Source organism: Bradyrhizobium diazoefficiens (assembly GCF_016612535.1).
In the GTDB taxonomy this organism is placed as follows: domain Bacteria; phylum Pseudomonadota; class Alphaproteobacteria; order Rhizobiales; family Xanthobacteraceae; genus Bradyrhizobium; species Bradyrhizobium diazoefficiens_C.
In genome coordinates this window covers 2,960,587-2,985,092 of record NZ_JAENXS010000002.1, presented here as the reverse complement: position 1 = coordinate 2,985,092, position 24,506 = coordinate 2,960,587, and the positions used below count along the sequence as shown (strand labels likewise).

General features: G+C 62.0%; 29 protein-coding genes. 16 read left to right on the top strand and 13 right to left on the bottom strand.

Annotated features, from left to right (window positions below):
- Positions 1-95 precede the first annotated feature (95 nt).
- The 6 genes from JJE66_RS30805 to JJE66_RS30780 all read left to right on the top strand — a co-directional run bounded on the left by JJE66_RS30805 (position 96) and on the right by JJE66_RS30780 (position 5,774).
- Positions 96-887 (top strand): ABC transporter ATP-binding protein, encoded by a 792-nt coding sequence (locus JJE66_RS30805; RefSeq protein WP_200518357.1) that lies wholly within the window; start codon positions 96-98, stop codon positions 885-887.
- On the top strand, positions 871-1,644 hold the full coding sequence (locus tag JJE66_RS30800) for an ABC transporter permease (RefSeq protein WP_200518356.1): 774 nt from the start codon (positions 871-873) through the stop codon (positions 1,642-1,644). Before JJE66_RS30805 ends, JJE66_RS30800 begins: the two co-directional genes overlap by 17 nt.
- Before the next feature lie 30 nt (positions 1,645-1,674).
- On the top strand, positions 1,675-2,691 hold the full coding sequence (locus tag JJE66_RS30795; protein ID WP_200518355.1) for an ABC transporter substrate-binding protein: 1,017 nt from the start codon (positions 1,675-1,677) through the stop codon (positions 2,689-2,691).
- A gap of 41 nt (positions 2,692-2,732) precedes the next feature.
- The gene (locus JJE66_RS30790; protein WP_200518348.1) at positions 2,733-3,995 is read left to right on the top strand and encodes a CaiB/BaiF CoA-transferase family protein; all 1,263 of its coding nucleotides are present in this window, start codon (positions 2,733-2,735) and stop codon (positions 3,993-3,995) included.
- Positions 3,996-4,056: 61 nt separating this feature from the next.
- Positions 4,057-4,884 (top strand): citryl-CoA lyase, encoded by an 828-nt coding sequence (locus tag JJE66_RS30785; protein WP_200518937.1) that lies wholly within the window; start codon positions 4,057-4,059, stop codon positions 4,882-4,884.
- Positions 4,881-5,774, top strand: coding sequence for an SMP-30/gluconolactonase/LRE family protein (locus tag JJE66_RS30780; protein WP_246756597.1), 894 nt, complete (start codon positions 4,881-4,883; stop codon positions 5,772-5,774). Before JJE66_RS30785 ends, JJE66_RS30780 begins: the two co-directional genes overlap by 4 nt.
- Positions 5,775-6,365: 591 nt before the next feature.
- Here the strand turns inward: JJE66_RS30780 and JJE66_RS30775 are convergent.
- The 5 genes from JJE66_RS30775 to JJE66_RS30755 form a co-directional block, all read right to left on the bottom strand.
- The gene (locus JJE66_RS30775) at positions 6,366-7,085 is read right to left on the bottom strand and encodes a PIN domain-containing protein (protein WP_200518346.1); all 720 of its coding nucleotides are present in this window, start codon (positions 7,083-7,085) and stop codon (positions 6,366-6,368) included.
- A gap of 3 nt (positions 7,086-7,088) precedes the next feature.
- Entirely contained in the window at positions 7,089-7,586 is a 498-nt protein-coding gene (locus JJE66_RS30770; RefSeq protein ID WP_200518341.1) for a hypothetical protein, read from the bottom strand.
- 2 nt (positions 7,587-7,588) lie between these two features.
- Complete coding sequence (gene ligD / locus JJE66_RS30765) at positions 7,589-9,403, bottom strand: DNA ligase D (protein ID WP_200518340.1); 1,815 nt, start codon at positions 9,401-9,403, stop codon at positions 7,589-7,591.
- Positions 9,404-9,582: 179 nt separating this feature from the next.
- Entirely contained in the window at positions 9,583-10,869 is a 1,287-nt protein-coding gene (locus JJE66_RS30760; RefSeq protein WP_246756596.1) for a DUF2235 domain-containing protein, read from the bottom strand.
- 218 nt (positions 10,870-11,087) lie between these two features.
- The gene (locus tag JJE66_RS30755) at positions 11,088-12,035 is read right to left on the bottom strand and encodes a toll/interleukin-1 receptor domain-containing protein (RefSeq protein ID WP_200298535.1); all 948 of its coding nucleotides are present in this window, start codon (positions 12,033-12,035) and stop codon (positions 11,088-11,090) included.
- A 178-nt stretch (positions 12,036-12,213) separates the two neighbouring features.
- Between JJE66_RS30755 and JJE66_RS30750 the strand changes: the two genes are divergently transcribed.
- The 3 genes from JJE66_RS30750 to JJE66_RS30740 all read left to right on the top strand — a co-directional run bounded on the left by JJE66_RS30750 (position 12,214) and on the right by JJE66_RS30740 (position 13,796).
- A complete protein-coding gene (locus tag JJE66_RS30750; protein ID WP_200495976.1) occupies positions 12,214-12,420 on the top strand; it encodes a hypothetical protein in 207 nt (68 codons plus the stop codon).
- Positions 12,421-13,046: 626 nt separating this feature from the next.
- The gene (locus JJE66_RS30745; protein WP_200518339.1) at positions 13,047-13,409 is read left to right on the top strand and encodes a PRC-barrel domain-containing protein; all 363 of its coding nucleotides are present in this window, start codon (positions 13,047-13,049) and stop codon (positions 13,407-13,409) included.
- Between the two features lie 9 nt (positions 13,410-13,418).
- Positions 13,419-13,796, top strand: a complete 378-nt coding sequence (locus tag JJE66_RS30740) for a response regulator (protein ID WP_200518338.1) — start codon at positions 13,419-13,421, stop codon at positions 13,794-13,796.
- Between the two features lie 35 nt (positions 13,797-13,831).
- On the opposite strand, the gene JJE66_RS30735 is transcribed toward JJE66_RS30740, so the two are convergent.
- Together JJE66_RS30735 and JJE66_RS30730 are read right to left on the bottom strand one after the other, a co-directional pair.
- On the bottom strand, positions 13,832-14,050 hold the full coding sequence (locus JJE66_RS30735) for a hypothetical protein (protein ID WP_200518337.1): 219 nt from the start codon (positions 14,048-14,050) through the stop codon (positions 13,832-13,834).
- A gap of 331 nt (positions 14,051-14,381) precedes the next feature.
- Positions 14,382-14,579, bottom strand: a complete 198-nt coding sequence (locus JJE66_RS30730; RefSeq protein ID WP_200518336.1) for a hypothetical protein — start codon at positions 14,577-14,579, stop codon at positions 14,382-14,384.
- Positions 14,580-14,697: 118 nt separating this feature from the next.
- On the opposite strand from JJE66_RS30730, the gene JJE66_RS30725 reads away from it, so the two are divergent.
- A complete protein-coding gene (locus JJE66_RS30725; RefSeq protein WP_200518334.1) occupies positions 14,698-14,880 on the top strand; it encodes a hypothetical protein in 183 nt (60 codons plus the stop codon).
- 110 nt (positions 14,881-14,990) lie between these two features.
- Positions 14,991-15,155, top strand: coding sequence for a hypothetical protein (locus JJE66_RS30720; RefSeq protein ID WP_200518332.1), 165 nt, complete (start codon positions 14,991-14,993; stop codon positions 15,153-15,155).
- A gap of 17 nt (positions 15,156-15,172) precedes the next feature.
- Here JJE66_RS30720 and JJE66_RS30715 read toward each other — a convergent pair whose 3' ends face one another.
- Positions 15,173-15,418: a hypothetical protein gene (locus JJE66_RS30715; protein WP_200495969.1), complete on the bottom strand. Its 246-nt coding sequence runs from the start codon at positions 15,416-15,418 to the stop codon at positions 15,173-15,175.
- A 388-nt stretch (positions 15,419-15,806) separates the two neighbouring features.
- On the opposite strand from JJE66_RS30715, the gene JJE66_RS30705 reads away from it, so the two are divergent.
- From JJE66_RS30705 to JJE66_RS30690, 4 genes are all read left to right on the top strand, one after another.
- The gene (locus JJE66_RS30705; protein ID WP_200518330.1) at positions 15,807-16,751 is read left to right on the top strand and encodes a Ku protein; all 945 of its coding nucleotides are present in this window, start codon (positions 15,807-15,809) and stop codon (positions 16,749-16,751) included.
- Between the two features lie 59 nt (positions 16,752-16,810).
- The gene (locus tag JJE66_RS30700; protein ID WP_200518326.1) at positions 16,811-17,002 is read left to right on the top strand and encodes a hypothetical protein; all 192 of its coding nucleotides are present in this window, start codon (positions 16,811-16,813) and stop codon (positions 17,000-17,002) included.
- A gap of 254 nt (positions 17,003-17,256) precedes the next feature.
- The gene (locus JJE66_RS30695) at positions 17,257-17,472 is read left to right on the top strand and encodes a hypothetical protein (RefSeq protein ID WP_200518323.1); all 216 of its coding nucleotides are present in this window, start codon (positions 17,257-17,259) and stop codon (positions 17,470-17,472) included.
- 72 nt (positions 17,473-17,544) lie between these two features.
- Positions 17,545-17,712 carry a hypothetical protein gene (locus JJE66_RS30690; protein ID WP_200495965.1) on the top strand — a complete coding sequence of 56 codons (168 nt, stop codon included), beginning with the start codon at positions 17,545-17,547 and terminating at the stop codon, positions 17,710-17,712.
- On the opposite strand, the gene JJE66_RS30685 is transcribed toward JJE66_RS30690, so the two are convergent.
- A complete protein-coding gene (locus tag JJE66_RS30685; RefSeq protein ID WP_200518321.1) occupies positions 17,709-17,978 on the bottom strand; it encodes a hypothetical protein in 270 nt (89 codons plus the stop codon). The genes JJE66_RS30690 and JJE66_RS30685 overlap by 4 nt on opposite strands.
- A 433-nt stretch (positions 17,979-18,411) precedes the next feature.
- On the opposite strand from JJE66_RS30685, the gene JJE66_RS30680 reads away from it, so the two are divergent.
- Positions 18,412-20,067 carry a recombinase family protein gene (locus JJE66_RS30680; RefSeq protein WP_200518319.1) on the top strand — a complete coding sequence of 552 codons (1,656 nt, stop codon included), beginning with the start codon at positions 18,412-18,414 and terminating at the stop codon, positions 20,065-20,067.
- 760 nt (positions 20,068-20,827) lie between these two features.
- Here JJE66_RS30680 and JJE66_RS30675 read toward each other — a convergent pair.
- From JJE66_RS30675 to JJE66_RS30660, 4 genes are all read right to left on the bottom strand, one after another.
- Complete coding sequence (locus tag JJE66_RS30675) at positions 20,828-22,153, bottom strand: DUF3422 family protein (protein WP_200518317.1); 1,326 nt, start codon at positions 22,151-22,153, stop codon at positions 20,828-20,830.
- Positions 22,154-22,249: 96 nt separating this feature from the next.
- On the bottom strand, positions 22,250-22,720 hold the full coding sequence (locus tag JJE66_RS30670; protein WP_200518315.1) for a hypothetical protein: 471 nt from the start codon (positions 22,718-22,720) through the stop codon (positions 22,250-22,252).
- Between the two features lie 626 nt (positions 22,721-23,346).
- On the bottom strand, positions 23,347-23,634 hold the full coding sequence (locus JJE66_RS30665) for a hypothetical protein (RefSeq protein WP_200518313.1): 288 nt from the start codon (positions 23,632-23,634) through the stop codon (positions 23,347-23,349).
- Positions 23,635-23,701: 67 nt separating this feature from the next.
- On the bottom strand, positions 23,702-24,394 hold the full coding sequence (locus JJE66_RS30660) for an SDR family NAD(P)-dependent oxidoreductase (protein WP_200518311.1): 693 nt from the start codon (positions 24,392-24,394) through the stop codon (positions 23,702-23,704).
- Between the last annotated feature and the right edge of the window lie 112 nt (positions 24,395-24,506).

Here is a 24,506-nt window from a genome sequence, read left to right as displayed (position 1 = left end):
AGCGGAGTAGTTCTGACCCACAGAATGTGGTTGACCAGTTCGCCTCATGCAGGTACTGATTTCACACCACAGAATAAGTTCTACGGAGCGAAACTATGGAAGGGCAGCCGGCGCTCGCCGTTGACTTGCGTGACGTGATGATCCGCTTCGGCGCCTTCACGGCCGTCGAGAGTATGAACCTCCAAGTCGGCGACACCGAATTCGTCGCGGTCGTGGGGCCAACCGGGTGCGGCAAGTCCACCATCCTGAATACCGTCACGGGGCTTTTGAAGCCCGCTTCGGGGGAGGTCCGCATCTTCGGCATGCCGCTCGCCGGGCTGAATGACCAGTCCGGCTACATGCTGCAGCAGGAAGGGCTGCTGCCCTGGAAGACCGCGCAGGACAATGTCGGCCTCGGTCTGGTATTCCAGGGCAAGTCTATCCAAGCTGCGCGCGCGGAAGCGCGACCCTGGCTCGCGAAGGTCGGCCTCAAAGGATTCGAAGAGCGCTATCCGCATCAACTCTCTGGCGGCCAGCGCAAGCGGGTCGCGATGGCGCAGACGCTGATCATGGAGCCGAGAATCGTCCTGATGGACGAGCCGTTCTCGGCGCTTGACGTCCACACCCGCCGGCTGATGCACCGCATCCTGCTCGACCTCTGGCAGGCGGAGCGACGCTCCCTGATCTTCATCACCCACGATCTCGATGAGGCAATCACGCTGGCTGACCGCGTGGTCGTCATGTCGTCGGGCCCTGGGAGCCGGATGGTCGGTGACGTGAAGATCACCCTGCCGCGTCCGCGCGATGTCTCTGCGCTCCAGACCACCGATGAGTTCGTCGCCATCTATCGCGAGATCTGGTCCCTGCTCGGCACTGAGGTGGAGAAGAGCTATGCCGCGCAGAACTAAGGTCGTCGCCACGCAGGTTGCCATCATCCTTGTGCTGCTTCTGATCTGGGAATTCGGCGTACGGTCTGGGATTATCGATGCGTTCTTCTTTCCGGCGCCGTCCGCTCTGATCGAGCGCATAAAAGAATGGATGTCCACCGGCGATTTCTGGACCGATGTCGGCATTACGTTGGTCGAGACGATCCTATCCTTCGTCATCGGGATAGCGATCGGCACAGCGCTCGGGATTTGGCTCGGCCTGAGCCCGTTCGCGGCCGACGTCGTTCAGCCCTTTATCAAGATGTTCAATGCGATCCCCCGCATTCTGCTGGGACCGATCTTCGTCATCTGGTTTGGCCTGGGACTGACGTCCAAGGTCGCGCTCGGCGTAACCCTGGTGCTGTTCGTCGCCTTCTTCAATACCTTCCAGGGCGTGCGCGAAGTCAATCCGGTCGTGCTCGCAAATGCGCGGCTTTTGCGGGCCTCGAAATCCTCGTTGTTGCGCCACGTCTATCTGCCGTCCGCTACGACTTGGATCCTGTCGAGCCTGCGAGTGTCCGTCGGCATGGCGGTCATGGGGGCTGTCGTGGCCGAGTACCTCGGCTCGTCCGCAGGTCTTGGCCATCTGATCGCGCAGGCCGAAGGCGTGCTCGACGCAACCGGCGTGTTCGCCGGAATCATCGTCTTGTCTGCATTCGTCATTGCTCTCGACGCCGTCGTCGACCGTGCGGAGAAACGGCTCCTGGTCTGGCGGCCGGCGCCCGCTCACGAAACCTGAACTGATGCATCGTCAACCATGGAGATCCACATGCGCGCGTTGATGCGAGTCATCCTGAGTGTGGCAGCTATCGGCCTCTCGTCGGGTTATGCCGCCGAACCGGAGAAGGCGACACTGAAGATCGCTGTCGGCTCCCAGATACTCAACTACATGCCGCTCGAACTCGGGGTGAAGCTTGGCAACTTCAAGGAAGAAGGCCTCAACGTCACTGTCGAGAATTTTCAGGCCGGCGGCTCCAAGGCACTTCAGGCACTGATCGGCGGTTCGGTCGATGGCACGGTCGGCTTCTACGATCACACCATCCAGATGCAAGCGCAGGGCAAGGCGATCTCCTGCGTGTTCCTGCTCAACGACATCCCGGGAGTTCTCCTGGGCGTACGCAGTGAGCTCGCCGACAAAGTGAAGACCGGCGCTGGCCTCAAGGGACTGAAGCTCGGTATCACCGCGCCCGGCTCGTCGACCGATACGATGGCACGCTATTACATCAAGAAGTCAGGCCTCGGACCACGCGACGTCAATATCATCGCGGTCGGGAGCGGCGCGCCTGGCATGGTCGCGCTCGAGGCAAAGAACATCGACGCTCTGGTCTATTTCGACCCCATCGCCACGCTGCTGGCGCGGAAGAATGCGGCCAAGCCCCTGTTCGATGCGCGCACGGTCGAAGGTTCCCAGGTCGCCTTTGGAGGCGTCTATCCGACGGCGTGCCTTTACCTGCAGCAATCGTTCATCGAGAAGAATCCGGAGACCGTGCAGCGCCTGGTCAATGCGTTGCTAAAGACCCACCGTTGGATCAACTCGGCGTCGACCGAACAACTCGTCGATGCAGTTCCGGCTGGGTACAAGACGGACAACCGCGAGGTGAACATCGAGATTCTGAAGGCCTCGAAGGCGCTGTTTTCCCAGACCGGCCTCATGGACCCCGAAGCGGCCAAGGTTCCGCTGGCGGTACTGAGTGATTTCGACCCGAAGATTGCGGCGGCCAACATCGATCTCGGCAAGACCTTCACCAATCGTTTTGCCGAACATGCAGCCAAGTTGCTGAAATAGCTCCGGGTCCCGGCCGCGCATCTCAAGGAAGGCTTTGTCAGATGTCTCTGCCGCTCTCCGGCCTCCGCGTCCTCGACCTGTCTAATGTCTTGGCAGGTCCGTTCTGCGGCTACCATCTTGCGCGCCTCGGCGCGGAGGTCATCAAGATTGAAAACCCGAACGGCGGTGATCTTGCCCGCCGGCTCGGCGCCGATCCGGAAAGGGCAGAGCGTCTGCAAGGCCTCTCTTTCGTGGCCGTCAATGCCGGCAAGCAATCCATCGCGCTCGACCTGAAGTCGCAACCGGGTAAGGAGGTGTTTCTACGCCTCGTCTCCGAGGCCGATGTGGTTCTCGAAAACTTCCGACCAAAGGTGATGAAGCGGCTTGGTCTCGACTTCGACATCTTGAGCAAGCGTAATCCACGCCTCGTCTATTGCGCGATCTCGGGCTTTGGGCAGAGCGGCCCGTGGTCCGGCCGGCCGGCCTACGATCAGATCGTCCAGGGCCTTTCAGGTGCGATGAGTGTGACGGGCGATGCGGCCACGGCGCCGCTGCGGACCGGCTTCCCGATCTCCGACACGATCGCCGGATTGACGGCCGCCTTTGCCATCGCCGCCGCGCTCGTCGAGCAGCGGCATACGAAGCGCGGCCGTTTCATCGACGTCTCGCTGCTCGAGGCGACCATCGCGGCGATGGGATGGGTAGTATCCAATCATCTGAACGCCGGCGTCGAGCCGCAGCCGATGGGCAATGAGAATTTCACCGCTGCGCCGTCAGGCATTTTTCGGACCGCTACGGGTCCCCTCAATATCGCCGCCAACGAGCAAAAGCAGTACCAGACCCTTTGCGACCTGATCGGGCGGCAGGATCTGAAATCGAACCCGCGTTTTGCAAAGCGCGAGGCGCGCAAGTTGAACCGCGCGTCGCTGACCGAGGAGCTCAACGCGGCCTTGAACTCCAGGCCGGCAGAGGAATGGGAGGCGCTGCTGAACGCCGCGGGTGTTCCTGCCGGCTGTGTGCTGACCGTTCCCCAAATTCTGCAGCAGCCGCATGTGTTGGATCGTAACTTCGTGGAGAGGTTACCTGCTGAAAGGGCAGGTGAGCCGTCCTTGCGGGTCACGCGCCCAGGTTTTCTGCTGGACGAAGGGTTTCCCGTCCCATCGCGTCCGCCGACCCTCGGTGCCGACACTGAACGATGGTTGGCGCGGCTTGGCTACACCGCTCAGGAGGCTGAGCAGTTGATCTCCAGTGGCGTGGTCGGGACGCCACGCCAGGGCGAGGCACACTTTCCGCAGGTTCGCGCCGCAACCGATGGCGCTGCGTGAAGCAGTTGCATGCAAGTGGTGGCCAGATCGGCAACCAGCCAATTTGGATTGGAAAAGCAGAATGAGCGAAACAGAGCTGCGAGAACAGGCTGCCCATTGGTGGCGAACCTCCATATGCGATATCGCCCCAGGGCGGATCGCTTATCGCGGATACCCGATCGAGGACTTGATCGGGCAGATTTCGTTCGCCGCCATGATCTGGCTGATGCTGCGGGGCGAATTGCCTCTACCTGCGCAGGAGAAACTGTTGCAAGCTGCGCTGGTTGCCTCCGTCGATCACGGTCCGCACGCGCCATCGATTGCAATCGCCCAGATGGCGGTCAGTTGCGGGCTGCCGCTCAATGGTGCGATGGCGTCTGCTATTAACACGCTCGACGACGTGCATGGCGGAGCCGGAGAGCAGGCGATCGAGCTATACGAGGACGTCCTGCGACGCAGCGAGACCGCGGAAACCGACCGAGCCGCCAATGATGCCATCGACCAGTTCATCGCCATACGCAGCAAATATCTGCCTGGCTTCGGTCATCGCTTCCATCCCGTTGATCCACGTGCCGCACCGCTGCTGGTCCTCGTCGATGCTGCCGTGGGCGAAGGCGTTCTCAGTGGCCGCTACGCCAGCGCCGCGCGCGCGATCGAGCGCGTCATGCAGCGGCGCAAGGGCAAGCTCATCCCGATGAACATCGATGGCGCGACCGCGGTGATCTATGGTGAGCTGGGATTTGCCCCGCCGCTCGCGCGTGGCATCTTCTGCCTGTCGCGCGCGGTCGGCATCCTGGCACATGCCTGGGAGCAGACCGGACGCAAGGACCGCAACAAGGGACCCATGCCCAAGCAGTTCGCCTACAAATATGAGGGGCAGCCGAAGCGAAGGTTGGCGGGCGCGCCATGATGTATCTCGACAGGCCACCACAGGTCATCGAAACGCGCGTCTGGGCGACCATGCCGGCTGAATTTCGCAGGCCCGGTGTCCGCTCAGATTGGGCAGACGCCAACCGCGGCGGCAAGCCGGTCGATTGCTTCATCGAAGGGCCGTCGTTCGACGCGTCCGGAAACCTCTATCTCGTCGACATTCCCTTCGGCCGCATCTTCCGGATCGCACCGGATGGCGCCTGGTCCCTGATTATCGAGTATGACGGTTGGCCAAACGGACTGAAGATCGCGCCGGACGGCCGCATTCTGGTCGCCGACTACATGAATGGCCTGATGGAGCTGGATGCGCGGCGCGGCACGGTCCGGACCCTGCTCGGTCACCGCATTTCCGAGTCCTTCAAGGGCTGCAACGACCTGCATGTCTCGTCGACCGGCGACATCTACTTTACCGACCAAGGCCAGACCGGGTTACACGATCCAACCGGCCGCGTATTTCGCCTACGTCCCAATGGACAGCTGGATTGCCTGATCTCGAATGGGCCAAGCCCGAATGGTCTCGTGCTCGACCCCCACGAAACCGCGCTGTTCGTGGCAATGACGCGTGACAACAGCGTCTGGCGGGTGCCGCTCGTGCGCGATGGAGGAGTCGCCAAGGTCGGCAGGTTCAGCGTGTTCTTCGGGATAAGCGGTCCAGACGGGCTGAGCATGGACGCGAACGGGCGACTATTCGTTGCGCATGCCTCGCTCGGTCATGTCTTCGTGCTGGCGCCCAACGGTGAATGTATCGCGCGCGTCAAATCCTGCGCTGGCCCAACCTGCACGAATGTCGCATTGGGTCCAAATGGCGCTCTGTTCACCACAGAATCATCTACCGGCTCAATATTGATCGCCGACACTAGTGGTCTCTAAGACAGATTGATTACCAGCACCCGATCATTATCGGGGCTTCGACAAGCGGAGGATCAGAGCGAGTATTGAGGTTCGGCTGGTGTGGGGAAAACGCGGTAGCGCTCAAGCGTCGCCCCGCGACGAGCGAGTAACTCCTCGTTTCTTGAGAGATGCCGCGCAACGGCGGTCCGCACGGCGAGCCGTTACAGAATGCGATTTGAACTTGCGATTCAATAACGAGCACGTCCGATCGCCATGATCGAGACCGCCAATCGGAAGCTGGCCCCACGGCCAGCAACAAGAGCAGGACCTGAGGGTGGCTGTTCCGATGGCGAGGACGACGCAAATCAGCCCCCGCTCCAGTTTTTCCGCTCCCGCCGGGGCCTTCAACTGCTTCGCCTCGGCGCGCGCGAGGTGACCTTCAGATGCACCTGATGCGGCAGCGAGGAAGCCGGTAGGCTCTGCCGCTCCGCCACCTCGCGGCTCGGCGAGCATCGCGGCCTGGACGCTGCCTGGGCGGACGAGTCGCCGCGCAGGCCTGCTGGCGCTCAATCCAACTTCACCTGTATCGCAGCTTTCCTCAGCGAGCCCAGGCGCGCCCGCGTCCTTGCCCTACAGCTGGCGCACGTCCAGATGCACCTGATCGACACATCGCTGAACCGGCCCAGGATATGGCCGGTCGACCCAGGGGCGGTCGAGAGTCTCGATGGTCTGGATGTTCGCAAGCCGCAGGCACATCCAATCTCCCAGTTTCTTCCGCTCGCCAGTCTCATCCACGACCAAGACGAATGCCCGCTCTTCCCCGACAGCGTGGCCGAGGATGTATGGGCAGACCTCCAGTTCTTTACCCGAATAGTTCAACCGAACGGGTTTGCGGTGAAGCATGGCTTGCCTCAGGGCCGCGAAGGCGGCGCTGTGACCTGAGCGAATGATTTGGAAGCGCTGTTTGCGGCGCCCGTACCGGTACTTCTCGAACGATGCGTTGAAGGTTGCGGCCCGAGTAATTCCGTGCCGCTCCATCACCGCGAAGCTGGTGCAGTCGACGAAAGAAAACTCGTCGTCGGGGTACGCGGCCGGGATCTGCGAAGCCGCGTCGAGATCGCTGGCCGTGACCGGCTCGACGACGGCGCCGGACTCACGCAGACGGTCCCAAAACGTGTTCGCAACCTCACTGCCGTACCTTGCCGACAGCAGTTGCCAGGTCTCGGCGAGCACGTGGTCCGTCAGGGTCCATCCCTCCAGGCCGAGCAGAATGGACTTGGCGAGTTCGTTGTTGGGATCGCGCGCAGAGGCTGCGACGAACCAGACCGAACTGTCGACGAACGTGCTCACGTCTCACTCCTCAAGCGGGTATTCCCAAATCTTACCGCCGGGAGCGTTCTGCTCAAGCCACTTTTCGGCAGCTTGCCTGGAGGCGAATAGTTTGGCCCAGGCGAGATCTCCGACGGCTCTGGAGACCTCATCGGCGAGGAAGATCCAGACGGACGCTTGCCGAGGCCCGCCTTCGATCTCGTACTCCCACGCAACGCCCTCCGGATCGTGCTGGTCGAACCATCTGTCGGCGGCTTCGGCGGACGCGAACACCTTGACCCATTCGGGATCGCCGATAGTCCGCTGTGTTCCGCGGTCGAAGTCGTTGAGATAGAGCCACGCGGTCCGTCCCGTTCGCCGCAACTCGGCTCGATGCTCGACGGCGGCATTGACCTTTTGTCGGTCGGTCCGATCCTCTTCATCCAGAGACATCACGCTTGCGTGGACATCGGACGGAAGCCCAGGTCTTTGGCCGGGCGGGTTGTTGGCCCACGCGATCCAGCGGTCGAACGCGTCCGCCATGGTCACCTCCTCTTCACCCGGAATGGGTTCTCGATCGTGAATGCGTCCGGCCTGATCCCTCGTTCGATGCGCGCCCACGTCACCGGCGCGGCGATCGGAAAGTGTTCACGCGCCCGCGGCGAATAGGTGCCGATGGCGGTCATCCCGCGTCCGTTGCGCAAGTAGTCGAGAAAGATCCGTCCCCTGCGCCGCGCTTGCGCCGAGAGGATGTAGCGGTCCGGATCGCGCGCCGCGAACTCGGAGCAGAGGCTGCGGGCGATGCGATGCGCCCGGTCGTGCAGCATCGGCTGGTCGAGCGGCGCCATCAGATGGACGCCCTTGCCGCCGGTCAGTTTGGGCCAGGTCTCAAAGCCTTGCCGCTTCATGAGCGCGCGGAGCTCGAGCGCGGTCTCGGCCACCGCCTGCCATTCCACCTCCTCGCCGGGATCGAGGTCGATGACGACGCGGTCGGCCTGTTCGAAATCCTCGACGGTCGAATTCCACGGGTGCAGCTCGATCGCTCCGAGTTCGACGAGGCTCAGCAAGCCGTCCAGGCTGTCGACCCACAGGCGCGTGCCCTGGCCGCCCTCGCGCTTCTGGATGCGGAGCTGGTGCACGGATTCGGGAATGTCCTTGGGAAGCGGGCCCTTATGGTAGAACGTGGTGCCGTGCACGTGCCGCACCAGCTTGAGCGGCCGCTGGCCGAGATGCGGCAGCGCCTTCGTCCAGACCCGCTTCCAATAGTCCGCCAGCTCTTCCTTCGAAGGCGCCACCGCATCGGGAAGAAGCTGGAGGATGTTTTCCGCAGGCACGCCGAGCTTCCGCTGTCCTCCGGCGCCGGGCACCAGCCGCGGCCCCTTGACCTTCCGCACAGCAAGATCTTCGCGGAGCCCTTTGAACACGGCTTCGCGCAGCAGCCCGTCGTCCGTCAGCGCGCCATACTCCACCTCGGCATTGACCGTCGGCTCGACCCAGGTCGCTTTCGGCTTCTTGACCGGGACGTCGAGCGGCGATGTTCGCCGGATCAGCGGATCCAGCTTTTCGCGTAGTTCGCGCGCGGTCGTCTCCGTGTAGCCGGTGCGGACCTTGCCTGCGTAGATCAGCTTGCCGTTCTCGCGACGGCCCGCGTAGAGCGAGGCGACCCTGCGCGGATGGGCTCCCAGTTTTTCGACGAAGGCGACGATCGGAAACGTCTCGCTCTTCTTGCACTTGAGCTTGATCCAGCTCTCCTGCGGACCCGAGCGGTACGGCCGGCCGAGCCGCTTGGCGACGAGTCCTTCCAGGCCAAGCTTGCAGCCCTTCTCGAAGATCACGTTGCCGTCGGCCTTGAGCGCTTCGACGTAGATGAAAGTCTCCGGTGCGCCTTTCAGAAGCTGCTGCAGCAATCGCTTGCGGTCCTCATACGCCGCATCGCGCAGATTGTACCCGTCGAGGTACAGGAGATCGAAGGCGTGGTAGCGCACGCGCGCGCTGCGCTTAGGGCCGAGCTCGCGCCTGAGCTGCTGAAAATCGGGCAGGCCGCCGCTGCCGTACACCACCGCTTCGCCGTCGACGATCAAGCTGTTCGCTTTCAGCCGGCGCGCGCTTGCGGCAATCGACGAGAACTGCTCGGTCCAGTCGAGCCCGGTGCGCGAATAGACCTTGATATCCCCACCATCGCGATGCAGTTGCGCGCGGTAGCCGTCGGCCTTGATCTCGTAGACCCAGCCGGCCCCGCGCGGTGGACTCTCGCGCAGCGTGGGGTCGCAGGGCTCGATGTAACCTGGAATAGCGGCTTTGCAGGCGCCGGGGACGCCCGATACTCCCGAACGAGACTGACGCAACGCCACGGCACACATGCGGACTCAACGCGCCGAGGCCGATTCGTTCCGTGAAGCACTGCCAGACGACATCTGCGGTCGCTCGGAAGGAAGCCGCAGCGCGTCCGTTGGTCGGAAACGCATGCGACGGCCGGGCCAATGTGGGCGGTTCAGACGCAGCGAGCCCGACTGTGAGCGGCCCCAACGGATCCGGACGGCTATGGATCGGGCACCGCTACACTGGGATCGTCGGCGCGGACCGAAGTCTGCAACTGGCCTGGATCCACGTTTTTGCGCTTGGCCCATTCCACGAGGTTCTGCGGCCGGTAGGACGGATCGGCCCGCCATCGTTTGAAGACATTGGCGTCGATGGTCTCGTTGACGTTGGTGTGAGTTCCGTCGTCGCGCACGTCCGGCGCCGCGCCAATGGTCCGGTAAAATGGCCGTGGAGAAATGATTCGGTAGGCGCCGTACATGAAATCCCCGTATGAGTTCTTGATGTTCGCGGTGACGTTGTCGCCGTCCAGATCGACTTCCGACCGGAACGCCAGCCCCTGCGACTCCGCTTTCTTCATCAGCCAGCGCAGCGGAGGCTGCGCGAGCAGATCGGTTTCGTAGCCGCCGCCGACGTTGGCGTGCGCGCCCACGAACCAACGCTGTTCGACGCTCGAAAGCGGTCGCGGCTTGGCAGTGCTGCGATGGACGTCCCAGATCGTAGGAGCGAACTTGGCGCGATGCTCATCGACGGCGAGCGCGTGATAGCCGTTCTGGATAGGAAGACGCAGTCCCGTCTGCAGATAGTCGAACTGCGAACTGCTGATCCCGGTGAAGTCGCCCGCCGCGATGCCTATCGAGCCGACGGTATCCCACACGCCGACCACCTTGACGTTTACGGGCCGCGCGTATTTGAGCAGCCACTTCTCCTGGGGAGTTATCTTGGCGATATCGCCGGCCGCCTCCTTCTCCTTCAGTTGCCAAATCGTCTCCTCGTCGCCCCTTTTGTAGCGATCGAAAAGCTCGTTTACGCCGATCGGCGAGCCCTGCTGCAGTAGTCCGTCAATGGCGATCAGGCCCGCCAGCGCTCTGGCCGTGTACGCGCCGCGGCTGAAGCCGAAGATGAAGATCTCGTCTCCGTCCCGGTAGTTTTCGATCAGCCACTCGTAGGCCAGGCGGATGTTATCATCGAGTCCTTGCCCGAAGGCTCCGCCCAGAAAACCGTTCACGCCGACGGAATAGTAGATCAATTGAGGCTTGCCGTCCTTGCCCGTCGGCGCGCACAGAGAGCGCATGCGCCACACGTTCGTGTTGGTGTCGACGCTGTTCCACGTACCGTCGAGAAAGACAGCCAGGCGCTTCTGCTGCTGATCTGCGCCGGCGAGGTTCGACTGGTTGCCGCCCTTCTCCCCCGGACGGCCGATGAAGACGCCGATGGCGATCATCACGGCGACTACGGCCAGGAGAATGATCGAATGCGCGATCCGCCAGATACCGTGCCAAACCTTCATGCCTCACCTCCGAATCGCCCTGGGATGGCTTGAATGGAACTCAATCGGCCAGCGGGGCTTGCCGTCAAGCCCGTCGCCGGGATTCGCGAACGGATACACAGTTGCGCGCATTGAGCGTGGAGCTTGGACTTGGCGCGTTTCCGGAGGGCAGGGAAAGCTTCACGTGGCTGCAGACGGCATCGATCCGCGCAGGGAGGGCGCCGACGAGCGGCCAGCGCTCACCGCTGGAGCGGCTCGATGAAGAGCGACCAGTAATACTCGGCAGCCGCTTCCTGCGAGAGCTTGCGGTCTTCCACCGAACCGTAGGACGCCAGCCCCAGAGCCTTCAGAAAGAGACCGCCGTCGTCCGCCTCGACCGAAAGGCTCTCGTTCATGCTCCCGTCGCTGGCCTGATCATTGTGTGAAAAGGAGATGCCGCGTCCGAACGCCCCGCCGAAGCTGATCTTGCACCGACCGATCGCCTTTCCGTTCTTGTACACGACGGCGGTGAACCGATCGGAGTCGATGCGGCGGTAGTTGACTTCGATGCCGTCGTTCCTCTCTGCCAACTCTGTCAAAGATGTCTCGAAGAATTCCGCCAGGAAATCGAAGCTTTCGTGCAGGAAGCGGTCCCGATCGGCTTCGGTGAACGTCTTCTTTAGCCGCAGATTGCTGGACCGCGGCTTGGCACCCGAGACGGCTGCCGAGGTCGGAGCTGGAGAGGCTTTCGGCGCGTTGGTATTGGCGGTCGCTTTGGCCGGCAAGGCGGCTCGAATTTGCTTGACGACATCGAGGAATGCCTCGTCGACATCGGACCAGGCCTTGATCGGCTTTCCGTCCTTCGGTGCAGCCAAAAGCTTCCCGAACGGAGCCGAGTGCCAATCGCAATGTCTCAAGATAACGGGAATCACGCGGGCCTCGCGTGCTTCGTGACGCTGCATGGCGCGTTGCATCTCGACATCGTAGCAGTATGAGGACGCGAGGAAGTCCGCTGACACCAGCAGGAGGATGACGTCTGCTGCGTTCAGGTTGGCGTCGATGCTGTGGTCGACCTCGTCGCCGGCCTTGATGCGCCGATCATGCCACGCATCGATCAGCCCCTGCTTTTTCAACATGGCGAGATGCGTTTCCAACCGGTCCCGCAGGTCTTCGTCCTTGTGCGAGTACGAGAAAAATACGGTAGCCAATTCACTCTCTCCAGCCGCGGGAAGCGCGAAGCATCAGCTCTCGCGCCTGAGATCCGTCCGATTGCACCTGGGGCAGTGGATTTGCGAAAGAGGCTGCCTCCGCCGCTGCGCTTTCCGAACCTCGTCGGGCGTCAGTTCCTCGTAGTTAAAGCGATTTCCGCAATTCAAGCAGGTCCACGTGACCAGCCTCGGCATTACAACCTCCGCTCATATATATTTTTATTCGAATCTGGCGCCAGATAAGAAGCGCAAAGGCCGATTTCAAGTTGGCAATTATCGGCGGAAGCCGACACCCTGGCTCGATCAGATCGGCTTCACCATCCTGAATTCAACGGACAGGGCGGCGATCTCGCTGCTCCCTTCGTTCGACCCGGCGCTTGAGTAGGGGGCGCCTGTTCCGGACAGCGAGAGCTCCGGTCATCGGGATGGCGCTGAGGATGAACTCTGATTCCGAGATAGGCCGTTGGCTGTCTCGCGAGCACTAGTTCTGAATAGCGGGTCGTGAGACCTTTGGCTATCCGCGACAGGCGCCGTAGTTCAACGGCCGGCGACGGTCTCTCGACGGTCAATGGGCTATCAGGACTATCGTTCCCTCCGAACTTGAGGGTCCGCCATTCCTTCGTAGCTTTGTCCCTTGGGAGCAGATCTGGCGGGTTCGGTCGGCCACCGAAGGAGGCTCCGGACCCCCAGACCACAGGACCTGCTGGATCTCAGACCTGGCGGGTTACGCGGTAGCCGCCGCTCGCCCAGCCCCGGCGATCCGGTATTCGACATCTCCGGAGGGAAGCGGTTCGGTTTTCAGGAAACCAAGCTCCACCAGCCGCGCCACGATCTCATGGTCGAACATCGGCGGGCTGACCCAGGATTCGCCGAGGAGCCTTCTCAGAAAATCACGTTCCAGATTTGATCAGCTCCATCTCGATCTCCGCTCGTCCAGAACAACGCCGCCCAGCCGGGAACGAAGCCATCCGTCGTCCGGTTGATCCAGAAGACAACATCCAGGAGGTCAACATGGCCATGGAAAATCGCGAGACGTTCAGTCTCATCGGAAGCGACAAGGTCGAAGGCACGAACGTGTACGGGGCCGGCGGCGAAAAGGTCGGCTACATCGAGCGCGTCATGATCGACAAGGTCAGCGGCAAGTTATCGTATGCGGTGCTCAGCTTCGGCGGCCTGCTCGGCATCGGCGACGATCACTATCCGCTGCCCTGGCAGGCGCTGAAATACGACACCAACCTCGGCGGCTACGTCACCGGCATCACCCAGGACCAGCTCCGCGGCGCCCCCAAATACGCCGACGAGAGCAGTTGGAATTGGAGCGACCCCGCGACCACGCGCTCCGTGAACGCCTACTACGGTGTGCCGGTGGCCTGAGGCTTGAAAGTGGGTAATGCCGTTCGTGTTCTGGTCGTGGAGGATGAAGCGCTGATCTGCAGCTTCATCGAGGACGCCTTGCTCGACGGCGGTCTCGAGGCCTGCTCGGTCTCTTCGGGGGAGGCGGCCCTGTCCACCTTCTCCGATGGCCGCAAGGGGTGTCGGGCCCTGCAGACGGACGTCAATCTGGGTGATGGCATCACGGGTTGGGAGCTGGCGCGGCGGATCAGGGAAATCACGCCCGGCTTTCCCGTGATTTACATGACGAGCGCCAGTGCCCCGGATTGGAAATCGCAGGGCGTTGACGGTAGCGTCCTAATCGAGAAGCCCTTTGCGCCAGCGCAATTGGCTGCCGCCGTGTCGCAGCTGCTCGATACGGCGGCTTAGCCGGGTTGAATCCCTGTTCGAGCCTGCAACGCTGGCTATGCGTTGGCCCTGGATGCAGCCGCGGCGCGAGCCGCTGCTACCGCCATCCAGTCCCGCAGCAGGCCTCTGTCCTCCCTCGAAAAGGATGCGCGCCGCTTGAGATCTTCCAGCGTCTCGCCGGGATGGCATCGCTCGAAATCCTCACGGATCAGCGACTCGAGGTAGGTTCGATCCTCGGTGCCTGAAACGAAATGCTGGCGCGAATCGGTCCTCATGGTCGTGCCTCGGCGCACGCAGTCGAAGGCGGACCCGGATGCGGCACAACGGCAGGAACGATCGTTGGTTCACGAACAAAAACCGGTTCGGATTGACGCTGACCGCGTCAATGCCGCTGAGAGGCCCGTGGATCGTTGCGACCGCGGCCGCCATGAGGACGCTCGGCTGCTGAATTCGGGTAGGCTCACTCCTGCTTCGGTATTCGCCCCTTGCCGCCGCACTTCGTGCAGGGGCCAGGAAAGATCCTGCGACCGGGTTCGGTCTCGCGCGCCGGCTGGTGCCCGGCGCCATCGCAGGCGTCGCATTTGACCTCGGCGGAGCCGACATTCCTCATGCCTCGCCCGGGCCGGCGAAGAGTGTCGCCGGCGGCGTGGTGCGCGGCGGCGGCAGCGGCCGGGTGCTGCCGCCCGGTTTGCTTTTGGCGTCGTACCTTTTGGCCAAATCGAGCAGTCGTCTTCGTGTGAACGGGTCCGCCTTCTCCGCCAGATCGCGCGCCCGCTGCGCGAAGCCGCTGTAGAACTCTTCCATGACGCCACCCCACAACATCACCGAAGCTGGATTTGATTGCGTGGCGCGGTTCGCGTCAAGAGCTCGCTTGTGTCTGCGCTGCGATCGGCAATAGTCTAACCGCGGCAGGGGAAGCCAGATGTCGCTGCTGCATCCGATCCGGAAGCCGTGCCCGCACTGCGGGCGGCCAATGAAGCTTGTGCGCGACGAGACGGCCAGAGGCGGGGAGCGCTACGTCTGCCGCGACTGCGACGACGATCCGCTGCACGACCCCGATGCCCGGAAGTGGATGGAGGGCCCGCTGCGGCCGCCGGCCAAATAGCGGGAACAAATCAGCCTGAGCCGGTGATCCGGATTCGCAAAGCCATAACTGGCAAGTTCGTCGCGGGCGCACCAACTTCCCAGCTCAGGTGTCCAGAAGCGGGGAACGAGATGTCAACGGTTGCAAACCTGCTTGCGCGGAAGCAGGCGCTCACGGAGCGGCTGGAGAGCGATCCCGGGCCAAACGAGCGGGAGGAAATCCAGGCGCTGCTCGCCCAGATCGAGACGGCGCTGAACCTGCTCGATCCGAGAGATGCCCGTCCGAGCGACGAGTGAACCGAAGCCGCCGCCCGTCAGAGCGTGCTCAGATCGTCCGGCACCTCGCCGAACTTCCGGATGACCTTGGCGTCGCCGAAGTCGCCGCTGGATGGGTCTCCGGTCCGCGAGAAGGCGACCGCGCCGGCGCAGCCGGGTTTCCGCGACAGCGCTTCGGCGCGCATGACGGCGGCGTTGGCGCTCAGGCACTCCACCGCCTCGCCAGGCGCGAGCCCGTCGTCTGCCATGACGAACGGCAGTGCCACATAGTAGGTGACGTCCATCGCTACTCCTTGCGATCGCGCGGCGCGACGTAGCGGCCGCGCACATAACCGTTCGACACCGCGCCCTTGAGCTCGTCGACCTCGGACTCGAGGAAGTCGACCGCGACGAGCAGCGCCTTCACCGCCCCCGGGCGTCCCCTCCGCAGGCCTCGATCGCCTGGTCGGCGACGAACTCGAGATCGCCCTTGGCGGGCGCGAACGGTTGGGGTGCAGCGGGCATGGCGACATGTTCCCTTTCCGTTCTCGCAGAGTCAAGGGTCGGCGGCGGATTCCTCCGGCGCGGCCCGTAGGATCCGGCATGAATCTCGACCAGGCGACCCATACCTGTCGGAACTGGCGCCCGCCGTTCGTCTTGAATCCAGGCCGCCGCGACCGGAGTTCTGCGTTCATGGCCCCGCGCGCCAACTGGAAAGGCTTCCTGCGTCTGTCCCTCGTCACCTGTCCCGTGGCGCTGTATCCGGCGACATCGGACAGCGAGAAGATCTCGTTCAACCAGCTCAATCGGCAGACCGGTCACCGCATCAAGTACCTCAAGGTCGACGCCGACACCGGCGACGAGGTGCCCAACGAAGATATCGTCAAGGGCTACCAGCTCGAGAAGGACCAGTTCATCGAGGTCACCAAGGAGGAGCTCGAGGAAATCGCGCTGGAGTCCACGCGCACCATCGAGATCGACGAGTTCGTCGACAGGACCGACATTGATCCGCGCTACCTGATCCGGCCCTACTACGTGCGTCCGGACGGCAAGGTCGGCCACGACGCCTTCGCCGTGATCCGCGAGACCATCCGCGAGATGGACAAGGTCGCGATCGGCCGTGTGGTGCTGACCAACCGCGAGCACATCATCGCGCTCGAGCCGATGGACAAGGGCCTCGTCGGCACGCTGCTGCGCTATCCTTACGAGGTGCGCAGCGAGCAGGAATACTTTGAAGAGATCCAGGACGTGAAGGTCACCAAGGACATGCTGGACCTGGCGAAGCACATCGTGAACCAGAAGGCGGGGCGGTTCGATCCGGAGAAGTTCGAGGACCACTATGAGACCGCGCTCGTCGACCTCATCAACCAGAAGCGCGCGGGCAAGACGATCAGGCCGAAGGAGCGACCCAAGGGCGAGAATGTGGTCGATCTGATGGAGGCGCTGCGAAAGAGCGTGGGAAGCGCTGCGGCCGAGGCCAAGGTCGAGACCAAAGCGGCCCCGAAGAAGACGGCCAAGACGCCGCGCAAGGCGGCGGCCGGCCAGAAGGAGATGCTGATGCCGATCGCCGGGAAGAAGCCGGCGAAGGAGACCGCGGCGAAGAAGCCGGCGGGCAGGTCGCAGCGGAAGTCCGCGTGAGTGGCAGACCAACGCATGGCGGGCGCCGTCCCGCAGATTGGACACCCGAGGAGCAACGCATGACCCCACTTTTCCCAGAGGAATTGTCAGCCAGGTTGATCGACCGCAGTCCGTTCGTGGCCATAGGCGACATGACACCCCCCCGAGATCCGGATGAAGACGGAGACGACGAGGACGAGGACGAAGAGGAAGGCGACGAGAACGAAGGTGCCGAAGAACCGCCGGTGGTGCGGGAGCCTGACGAAGGCTAGAGCACGATGCTCCGGGACCGGGCGGCAGCGGCAGCCTCATTTCGCAGCACGAGCCGCATCCTGCTTCGACGAATGTAATTGGCCGACCGGAGCGCGGGATGGAACGAACCGGCCCGTCAGACGTCGATTCCCTGCCTCTGGCACCCTACTCCCCAAAGCCCCAAGCCGGAGGAAAACCTACCACCTAGGTTGGCGGTCCTGATGCGCGGACCAGTTTGGCGCCAAGGACCGTTTGCGACCGACGGAGGGAGCAAATGAGCAACCACATATCCGAACGGAGGCCGCCGACCGCGGCGGAACGGGAGGCTCACAAGGTCTTTCGGAAGGCGGAGGTAAAGGTGGCGCTGTCCGAGCGTGAGCGCGCCCAGCAGGCCTTCCACGCCAACCGCGAGCGGCTGAAGGCGGAACGTCTGGCTCGCGAGGCGGCGGCGAATCCGGAAGCGGGACGGAAGCGCAAACCTGAGAGATGACTTGTCGGGACGGGAATCCTACGGGGCGCCGGCCACCTGCCGTTTACGTTGTCCAGCTACGATATCGGGAGCATGGGCAACGATTACCAACCCGAGAGCGAGGCGATAGCGGCCATGAAGCTCGCGATCGCGGCCGATGGGCTGGAGCGGCAACGCTTGATCAACTTGGCGATGGCCTGGCAGGAGCTCGCCCGCATGCGGGCGCCCCCGACGTCCGGCGGCGCCGACGAGGCGGCCTAGGCGAAGTCTGGCGGGCACTCCGGACAGCTATCGCCGATCGAGTCCAGCATTTCTGCGATCGCCACGGACGCTGCCTCCAGCGAGACGCCAGGCGGCGGATCCCGGCGGGCGATGTCGAAGGCGCGTTCGCGCGCATGCGGGTCGGCCAGGTCCTGCATCCAGCCGTGCTCCTCGCATTCTCGGATGGCGCCGGCCTCCTGCAGCACGGAGATCGCCCAACCGCGCAGCGTTCGGATCGCCGGCCGTGTTTCCTTCGCCATCAGCATCGAGACCACTCCTGCCTGGACGAATCCTTCCGCCCGCCTGCTCGTTCCGGGCGCTTAGCACGGAGCAGGGATTCGCCATCGGCAGGGCTCGCGCTTGTCCACGTGTTCCGCGTACCTGTGCAACACTTGAAGAAGCTCGCACGAAGCGGCCGTAAAAAAGCCGATACATAAACGATGGCGCGGCTGGGTTCGCGGCTTCCTCTCGGGACCACGAGGGGCGAGATCGTCGCTTACGCCAGGCCACGCGCGCTCGAAGAGAGCGCCAAATTCATAGGGAGATACGGGAAGTTCTGGACTCTATCGGCGATACCCGTCCAGACCGTTCTCCCGAAAATTCTTGACCCGGCCGGCGTGCGTTGGGAGTCTCTCTTGAATAGCCGCGCATTCAGGGGGTCTATCTCACTCGGAAATGGCTGTCTGGCGGAGGCGATGAATGAGCAATGCCCTCGTCGTTCACAAGAATCATCTACCGAAAGCTGTCCTTGGTCTTCGGGCCGCTCAATACGTCCGAATGTCTACGGACCGGCAGCAGTATTCGATACAAAATCAGGCTGCTGTGATCGCGGCCTACGCTCACGCCCATAACTTCACGCTCGTACGGACCTATAAGGATGAGGGTGAGAGCGGACTATTGATTAAAAATAGAGCCGGTCTCCTACAATTGCTTGAGGACGTTGAAGGCGGACAGACCGACTTTGGTCATCTCCTGGTGTACGACGTAAGTCGATGGGGACGCTTCCAGGACGTCGACGAAAGCGCATATTACGAGTTCATGTGTAAGCGCGCCGGCATCAAGATCGCCTATTGCGCCGAACAATTCGATAATGACGGCAGCATGCTGGCGAGCATCGTCAAAAACATCAAACGAGTGATGGCAGCCGAATACAGTCGGGAGCTGTCGGCGAAGGTATACGCAGGCCAGTGCCGATTCGCTCGCCTCGGCTACAAGCCTTGCGGCGTGGCTGGATATGGGCTGGTACGAGAGCTTGTCGACGAGAAGGATCAATCAAAGGGGGTGATGAAGAGTGGCGACCGTAAATATCTCACGACCGATCACATCCGAGTCCGGCCGGGCGATACGAAGGAGATTGCCGTCGTCAGGTGGATATTTGAACGTTTCCTGGAAGTAAAGTGTGAGACAGTTGTTGCCTGGGAGCTGAACAAAGCGAAGGTGCCCACGAGGCCAGGCAAGCCGTGGACGCGAGTGATGATTGGTGCCATTCTTAGAGACGAAAGTTACATCGGGAATCTTGTATTCAATCGGCGATCATGGAAGCTTCGCCAAACTCGCACGTACAATCCTCCCGAACAGTGGATCAGAAGTGAAGGTTGCATCGAACCAATCGTCGATCGCGATATCTTTGTAACAGCCAATAAACTCATCAGAGAGCGTCGCGTCGATCTTACCGATGAAGAGATGCTCCTGCGGTTACGCAAGACGCTGCTCAAGGAAGGACGTCTTAGCATTAACATCATCGACCGGACGCCGGGCTTGCCCTGTGTGGCGACCTGCCAAACGCATTTTGGCAGCATGCGGAATCTCTATCGGCTGCTCGGGTATACTCCGAAGCGGAACTACGAATTTCTTGACTCTCGTGGGATTTGGTCCGAGCAGAAGACAATGCTTGCCTCTCGAATTGGTACTGCAATTAGAAAGGCCGGTGGTCGGACGAGCACAGGCGGGTGGACAGACTCAATGCGCGTGAACGGATCAACCTATATATCCGTCAGAGCAGCGCGCTGGACTCCTGGGAAGTTGGAGAGTCATTCTCCACATTGGACGATCCAGTGTGACGCACACGTACCCGCTGGATGGATCGCCGCGATCAGGCTGTCTTCGCACAATCAGGCCGTGCTTGACTACGTTCTGATGCCAACCGATGGCACTGTGAAGCGGACTATCAGGTTTTCGGAGGCCGCTCGCGAACGCCGCGCAATAATGTGCTTCAAGACGCCCGATGCGCTTGTTCGAGCAATCACCCGGCGACTAGCCAAGAAAGTCCGTGTTTCCCGAGCCAAGTCATCGCAACCGAGCAGACGAGTGAAATCAAGCCGCCCAAAAACCAAGAACGTCGGCGTCCGGCATTGATGGAGCGCAGATACAGGAATGCTCCTAGTAGCTTCCCGTAGTTCCTCCTGAAGTCTCCATTGAGCTTGGCAATCTTTGATAGGTCTGAAGACGTATCGTATTCATGGGTCACGATGCTGGCTCCCGGTGGCGGCTACCAGCACCCTATTAACCACTGTTTTGCCCGACGCCGCAAGTTAAATTCTGCTTACCAGAAATTTGTGAAGTGCTGGTCAGCGCTATTCAAGCCGGAGACCACCCCTAGCCTCAGCGTCTTCACGTCCACTCGTTTTCCGGCAGCGAGCCGGGCTGCGGCTTCAACTCCTCGCGACCAGCCTCGACGATAGCGATCTCGTCTTCAACGGACTGAACTGACTTGGAAGCATCGCGATATCCTCCTGATCGCGGCTGACACGATTCATCGGCTCTGCGAGCACGGCCCGAGCCCGTCTTGGCGTCGCGAAGTTCGCGGCATCGATTGCGGCCGGTTCGCCGGCGGGCTCTGGCGAATGTCCGGGCACCGGCGGTCCAGCACGCCCTGCGCAACCACGTCTTTGACGCTCGCAGTCTCTCCCGAATAGTGGTTTCGGCTAGCTGAACTCAGTCGAACCGCCGCGGTACGGACTCGTGTATGCCAAGTGGTGTGGGAAGGCGGGCATCGCGAGACGTCCCCCTGTCCCGATCAATCAAAGCACAAATTGCGGGCTAACCAGTCGGGGCTTTTTCGGCAGCGCCGCACCACGACTATGTAGGACGGACGCACTGATTCCCTAAAGGAGCTCTAGTCGCGAGCCACCGAAGGCGCGTCGTCGTGCTTGAGGTGTCGCTTCCGGATGTTGTAACTCACCAGCCAGATCACGCCGACCGCGATGGGCACGAAGGCTGCGGTTAGGAACGAGGGCTCTACATGCAGTCCGACGTCGTGCGCGCCCTTGGCCAGATAGCCAAACAGGCTGACCACGTAATATCCGATCGCCCCGACCGACAATCCTTCGACCGTGCACTGCATCCGAAGTTGCTGCCTCGCGCGCTCGTTGATAGCGTGCAAGAGGTCACGATTCTGTTGTTCAATTTCGACGTCGACACGGGTTCGCAACAGATCGGCGGCACGCGCGAGCTTGACCGAGAGGGTCGCCTGACGATCCTCCACGGTCGCGCAAGTTCGCATCGCAGGCGCCATGCGGCGCGCCAGAAACGACGACCAGGTCGGATAGCCCGAGACGTCGTTGCCCTCGATGATTGACAATCGCGATTGGACCAGCTCGTTATAGGCCCTGCTGGCCCCGAAGCGAAACAGGCTGGCGGTCGCGCCTCTTTCGAAGGAGGCGGCCAACGCCGTCAGCTCGGCAAGCAGATGGTTGTTGAATTGCAGCCCCGCACCGCTTTGCATTTTTTCGAGGGCATCGACAAGACGGCGGTCGATGCGATCAACAGACGGTGCAAGCTCAAGGGCCGCCGACAACCCAAGCAGCGCCAAAGGACGGTAGGTCTCTATTTCCAGGAGCCGTTGCACCAGCGCTCCGAGATCATGCGACGTCAACCCGAGGTCGCAGACGAGGATTTTCGTGAAGCCTTTTTCGTCCACGCGGAAGTCTGAGGCGGCAACGCCTGCACCGCTCTTTGTGGCAACCATCGCCAGGCTATTCTTGTCAAAAATCTGTTCGGCCCGCTTGGTCGGCGAGGCCTCCTGCTCCACTTCTAACCTGATGGCGACCAGCAATTGTCCGGACTGCCGCAACGCGCGGATCAACGATCGGACGGCATCATCAACTTTGCCGACTTGGTGAGCGGCAGGACGATTTGCGTTAGTCCAGAACCAGGTGAATGTCGTAAATTCCGCATGCTGCTCCCAGCGTAGCGTCGCGGGACCGATGACAATCTGATGATGTTTCGCCGATTGCGCAGGCGGCGGAAGATTGCGGTCTACGCAGAAATCGATAAAGCGGCAGCGATCGCTTGCGGCCGCCTCGCCCTGCGCAAGAAAAGCCAAGTGGATCACGCTGAATGGCGAAGCAAGGCGCGTGAAAGGGCGCGCGTGCACTTCGCCGAGCACGGCGTCGCGTTGCGGATGTGGCGTGAAGGTTCGCAGATCCAGTTCATCGATCATGTATTGACGCCTCGCTTCAAAGTGAGCAAGCAACCGTCAGCCTTGACGCGGGAGGCATTGGCGGTGCTGGAAAACGGGTGCGCGGCAAGGCGCCAATCAACTCACGTTGACGATCGATACCGAGGTCGCCTTCAGCTCGAGAAAGAGGTTTTGAGCGAGCAGGATCATGCCGAGCAGATTGAGCCGGAACAGCCTTATCCCGCTTTCGGCTGACCCCGTCAAAGACGTCTGCGGGGTACGGTCCGGTGGCAAAATGCCGGGATTGAGGACCAATGTTTGTAGCGATCGCGAACAAGCCGTTTCCGACATCGGGGGTAGCGTGCGACACCGTCCGACCAACGCCTTGATCGATCTAGACATAGTTGTCTGTCTCCGAATCCCACGGATATCGCCCGCCACCGAAGGATTGCCGCGCGCAAATGAAGATACGCCGGCCATCTTTTGAAGACAGGTTTCCAGCCGCATGACCGATGGCAAGCAAGAGCATCTTCCGCTTCTCCCAGCGGGGTGCAGACAGTCGACCTCGAGTGCGGCAACCGCATTGTCGATTGACAGATCGATGACCAAGCGCAACTCCCATCTTGTTGCTGACGCCCAACTTTCTGGCGCGGAGAGCCGGTGCAGGATTTGGGCCAGCACTGGAGAAGGGGCCGGCTCGCGTGTTTTTTGGCGCAATGGGGTGTTCGAAGACAGTCGGAGGCGGGTTTCAGACATGAAGCGTGCTTGCATTCTGACAAGAATGCGCTCGTGATCAGGCCACAGGGAATTGCCTGTTTCGGCAAGATGATGGTTCGCCCGGCCGCTGCCATTGTCGGGGGGGGACGCTGTGGTCGGATTTGTCGATGCAGTGTCCGGAGAGTGACCGCGCCCGGACCGGGGCAAGGCCTAGCGATGGGCTCATAACGTCACATCGAGTGAGGTTATCGCCTTCTACACACCAAGTAGTTTTTCTCTCCTCTACCCTGGCTCGCTACGACGGCTGAATACTTGTTGAACTGATCCATTCGCTGCCTTTCCTATCTATCCTCGTCGCTGATCGCCTGCCGCGATTGGCGCTCGACGGGTACGATCGTGGCAAGCACTTCAATCCATTCGGAAGCGTTCTCGCGTGGCGCGCGCATGCTGCGCGCCGCGTTGGGTCCCGCGATAACAGCTTCCTCGAAGACGTCAGCACTCCGACGTTGAGGTCGACATCACGCTCCAGGCCCATCGCCTCGGATGCGCATGCCTGTCACCGCGATCAGCCCGAACAAGGTATGGTAGGTCGATTGGCGCACGCCGTCGGCTGGCATAGCCAGCGTTGCCGTCAACAACGCATCGATCTTCGCTGTAGACATAGGGCTTGCCGCGCTTCCAACGGGCAGCATGCCGACAGGAAGATGGAAGTTGAAGAGTATTTGGGCGGAAGCCGGCTGTACCGGCGGTTGAGCAATGCCACGCGCCGTGCCGAACGAGCCTCTCTTGGAAGAGACGAGCGGCATAGCACTCGGCGAGCTAAGTCGGCATAGTTCGCCGGGCCTCATAAACATCGCCCCTCACGACCAGAGCCTACAGCGTCGGTTCGAACTGGCAGTGCACGAGCATCTCGGACACGGACGCGTTGTTCGGCAGCATGAGTGCGGTTTCCACCAGGCGGGCGATGTCACCTGGCTGGCTCATCTCGTGGCGAGGGATCTCGTCGTCGTTCAGCGTCATGTCGGTGGCAACGTAGCCCGGGCAAATCACCGTTGCACGAATGCCGGCCGCGCGTCCTTCCCGGCGAATGCCGTGGGTGAGTGCGACCACCGCGAATTTGGTCATGGCGTAGCCGACATTGCTGCCCACGCGCTTGCCGGCGAGGGAGCCCAGATTGACCACCCTGCCGTGGCCACACACGGCAAGATGAGGCAGAGTGGCCCTGACGAGGCGCAGAGGGCCCTTCACGTTAACGCGCCACATGTCGTCGAGGTCGTCCTCGCCCTCGTCGCAGACGCGAACTTTCGGGTTGATCCCCGCCGCATTGATAATGGCATCGACGCCGCCCCATCGTGCGACCGTGGCATTGACCCACGCGATCGGGCTCGCGGCATCTTCCGCGTCATAGCGATGCGTCATGAGGCGATCGCTTTCCGCAAGACGGCTCGCATCGCGAAGCCCCGCCGATATACGGAAGCCCGACGACAGCAGCCGGTCGACGACGGCGCGTCCGATGCCGCGCGAAGCTCCCGAGACCATGACGATCCGATTGCCGACCTCCAACATCCGAGTCCGTCTCCTATAAGTGAGCCAGGTGCATCACGAAATGTAAGGGGACGCGACCGATAGCAAGTAAGAGCAATTCGCTCTGCCGGCATCGGGCGTGCTTATGGCTGGC

What these genes read in the sequence shown, in the direction of transcription:
- JJE66_RS30795 (WP_200518355.1), top strand. Translation starts at nt 1,675, where the DNA reads ATGCGCGCGTTGATGCGAGTCATCCTGAGTGTGGCAGCTATCGGCCTC.
- JJE66_RS30760 (WP_246756596.1), bottom strand. Translation starts at nt 10,869, where the DNA reads ATGAAGGTTTGGCACGGTATCTGGCGGATCGCGCATTCGATCATTCTC.
- JJE66_RS30715 (WP_200495969.1), bottom strand. Translation starts at nt 15,418, where the DNA reads ATGGACGTCACCTACTATGTGGCACTGCCGTTCGTCATGGCAGACGAC.
- JJE66_RS30665 (WP_200518313.1), bottom strand. Translation starts at nt 23,634, where the DNA reads ATGCCGCTCGTCTCTTCCAAGAGAGGCTCGTTCGGCACGGCGCGTGGC.
- JJE66_RS30800 (WP_200518356.1), top strand. Translation starts at nt 871, where the DNA reads ATGCCGCGCAGAACTAAGGTCGTCGCCACGCAGGTTGCCATCATCCTT.
- JJE66_RS30695 (WP_200518323.1), top strand. Translation starts at nt 17,257, where the DNA reads ATGAGCAACCACATATCCGAACGGAGGCCGCCGACCGCGGCGGAACGG.
- JJE66_RS30660 (WP_200518311.1), bottom strand. Translation starts at nt 24,394, where the DNA reads ATGTTGGAGGTCGGCAATCGGATCGTCATGGTCTCGGGAGCTTCGCGC.
- JJE66_RS30770 (WP_200518341.1), bottom strand. Translation starts at nt 7,586, where the DNA reads ATGGCGGACGCGTTCGACCGCTGGATCGCGTGGGCCAACAACCCGCCC.
- JJE66_RS30675 (WP_200518317.1), bottom strand. Translation starts at nt 22,153, where the DNA reads ATGATCGATGAACTGGATCTGCGAACCTTCACGCCACATCCGCAACGC.
- JJE66_RS30785 (WP_200518937.1), top strand. Translation starts at nt 4,057, where the DNA reads ATGAGCGAAACAGAGCTGCGAGAACAGGCTGCCCATTGGTGGCGAACC.
- JJE66_RS30735 (WP_200518337.1), bottom strand. Translation starts at nt 14,050, where the DNA reads ATGAGGACCGATTCGCGCCAGCATTTCGTTTCAGGCACCGAGGATCGA.
- JJE66_RS30720 (WP_200518332.1), top strand. Translation starts at nt 14,991, where the DNA reads ATGTCAACGGTTGCAAACCTGCTTGCGCGGAAGCAGGCGCTCACGGAG.
- JJE66_RS30790 (WP_200518348.1), top strand. Translation starts at nt 2,733, where the DNA reads ATGTCTCTGCCGCTCTCCGGCCTCCGCGTCCTCGACCTGTCTAATGTC.
- JJE66_RS30700 (WP_200518326.1), top strand. Translation starts at nt 16,811, where the DNA reads ATGACCCCACTTTTCCCAGAGGAATTGTCAGCCAGGTTGATCGACCGC.
- ligD (WP_200518340.1), bottom strand. Translation starts at nt 9,403, where the DNA reads ATGTGTGCCGTGGCGTTGCGTCAGTCTCGTTCGGGAGTATCGGGCGTC.
- JJE66_RS30680 (WP_200518319.1), top strand. Translation starts at nt 18,412, where the DNA reads ATGAGCAATGCCCTCGTCGTTCACAAGAATCATCTACCGAAAGCTGTC.
- JJE66_RS30780 (WP_246756597.1), top strand. Translation starts at nt 4,881, where the DNA reads ATGATGTATCTCGACAGGCCACCACAGGTCATCGAAACGCGCGTCTGG.
- JJE66_RS30730 (WP_200518336.1), bottom strand. Translation starts at nt 14,579, where the DNA reads ATGGAAGAGTTCTACAGCGGCTTCGCGCAGCGGGCGCGCGATCTGGCG.
- JJE66_RS30685 (WP_200518321.1), bottom strand. Translation starts at nt 17,978, where the DNA reads ATGCTGATGGCGAAGGAAACACGGCCGGCGATCCGAACGCTGCGCGGT.
- JJE66_RS30705 (WP_200518330.1), top strand. Translation starts at nt 15,807, where the DNA reads ATGGCCCCGCGCGCCAACTGGAAAGGCTTCCTGCGTCTGTCCCTCGTC.
- JJE66_RS30725 (WP_200518334.1), top strand. Translation starts at nt 14,698, where the DNA reads ATGTCGCTGCTGCATCCGATCCGGAAGCCGTGCCCGCACTGCGGGCGG.
- JJE66_RS30805 (WP_200518357.1), top strand. Translation starts at nt 96, where the DNA reads ATGGAAGGGCAGCCGGCGCTCGCCGTTGACTTGCGTGACGTGATGATC.
- JJE66_RS30745 (WP_200518339.1), top strand. Translation starts at nt 13,047, where the DNA reads ATGGCCATGGAAAATCGCGAGACGTTCAGTCTCATCGGAAGCGACAAG.
- JJE66_RS30690 (WP_200495965.1), top strand. Translation starts at nt 17,545, where the DNA reads ATGGGCAACGATTACCAACCCGAGAGCGAGGCGATAGCGGCCATGAAG.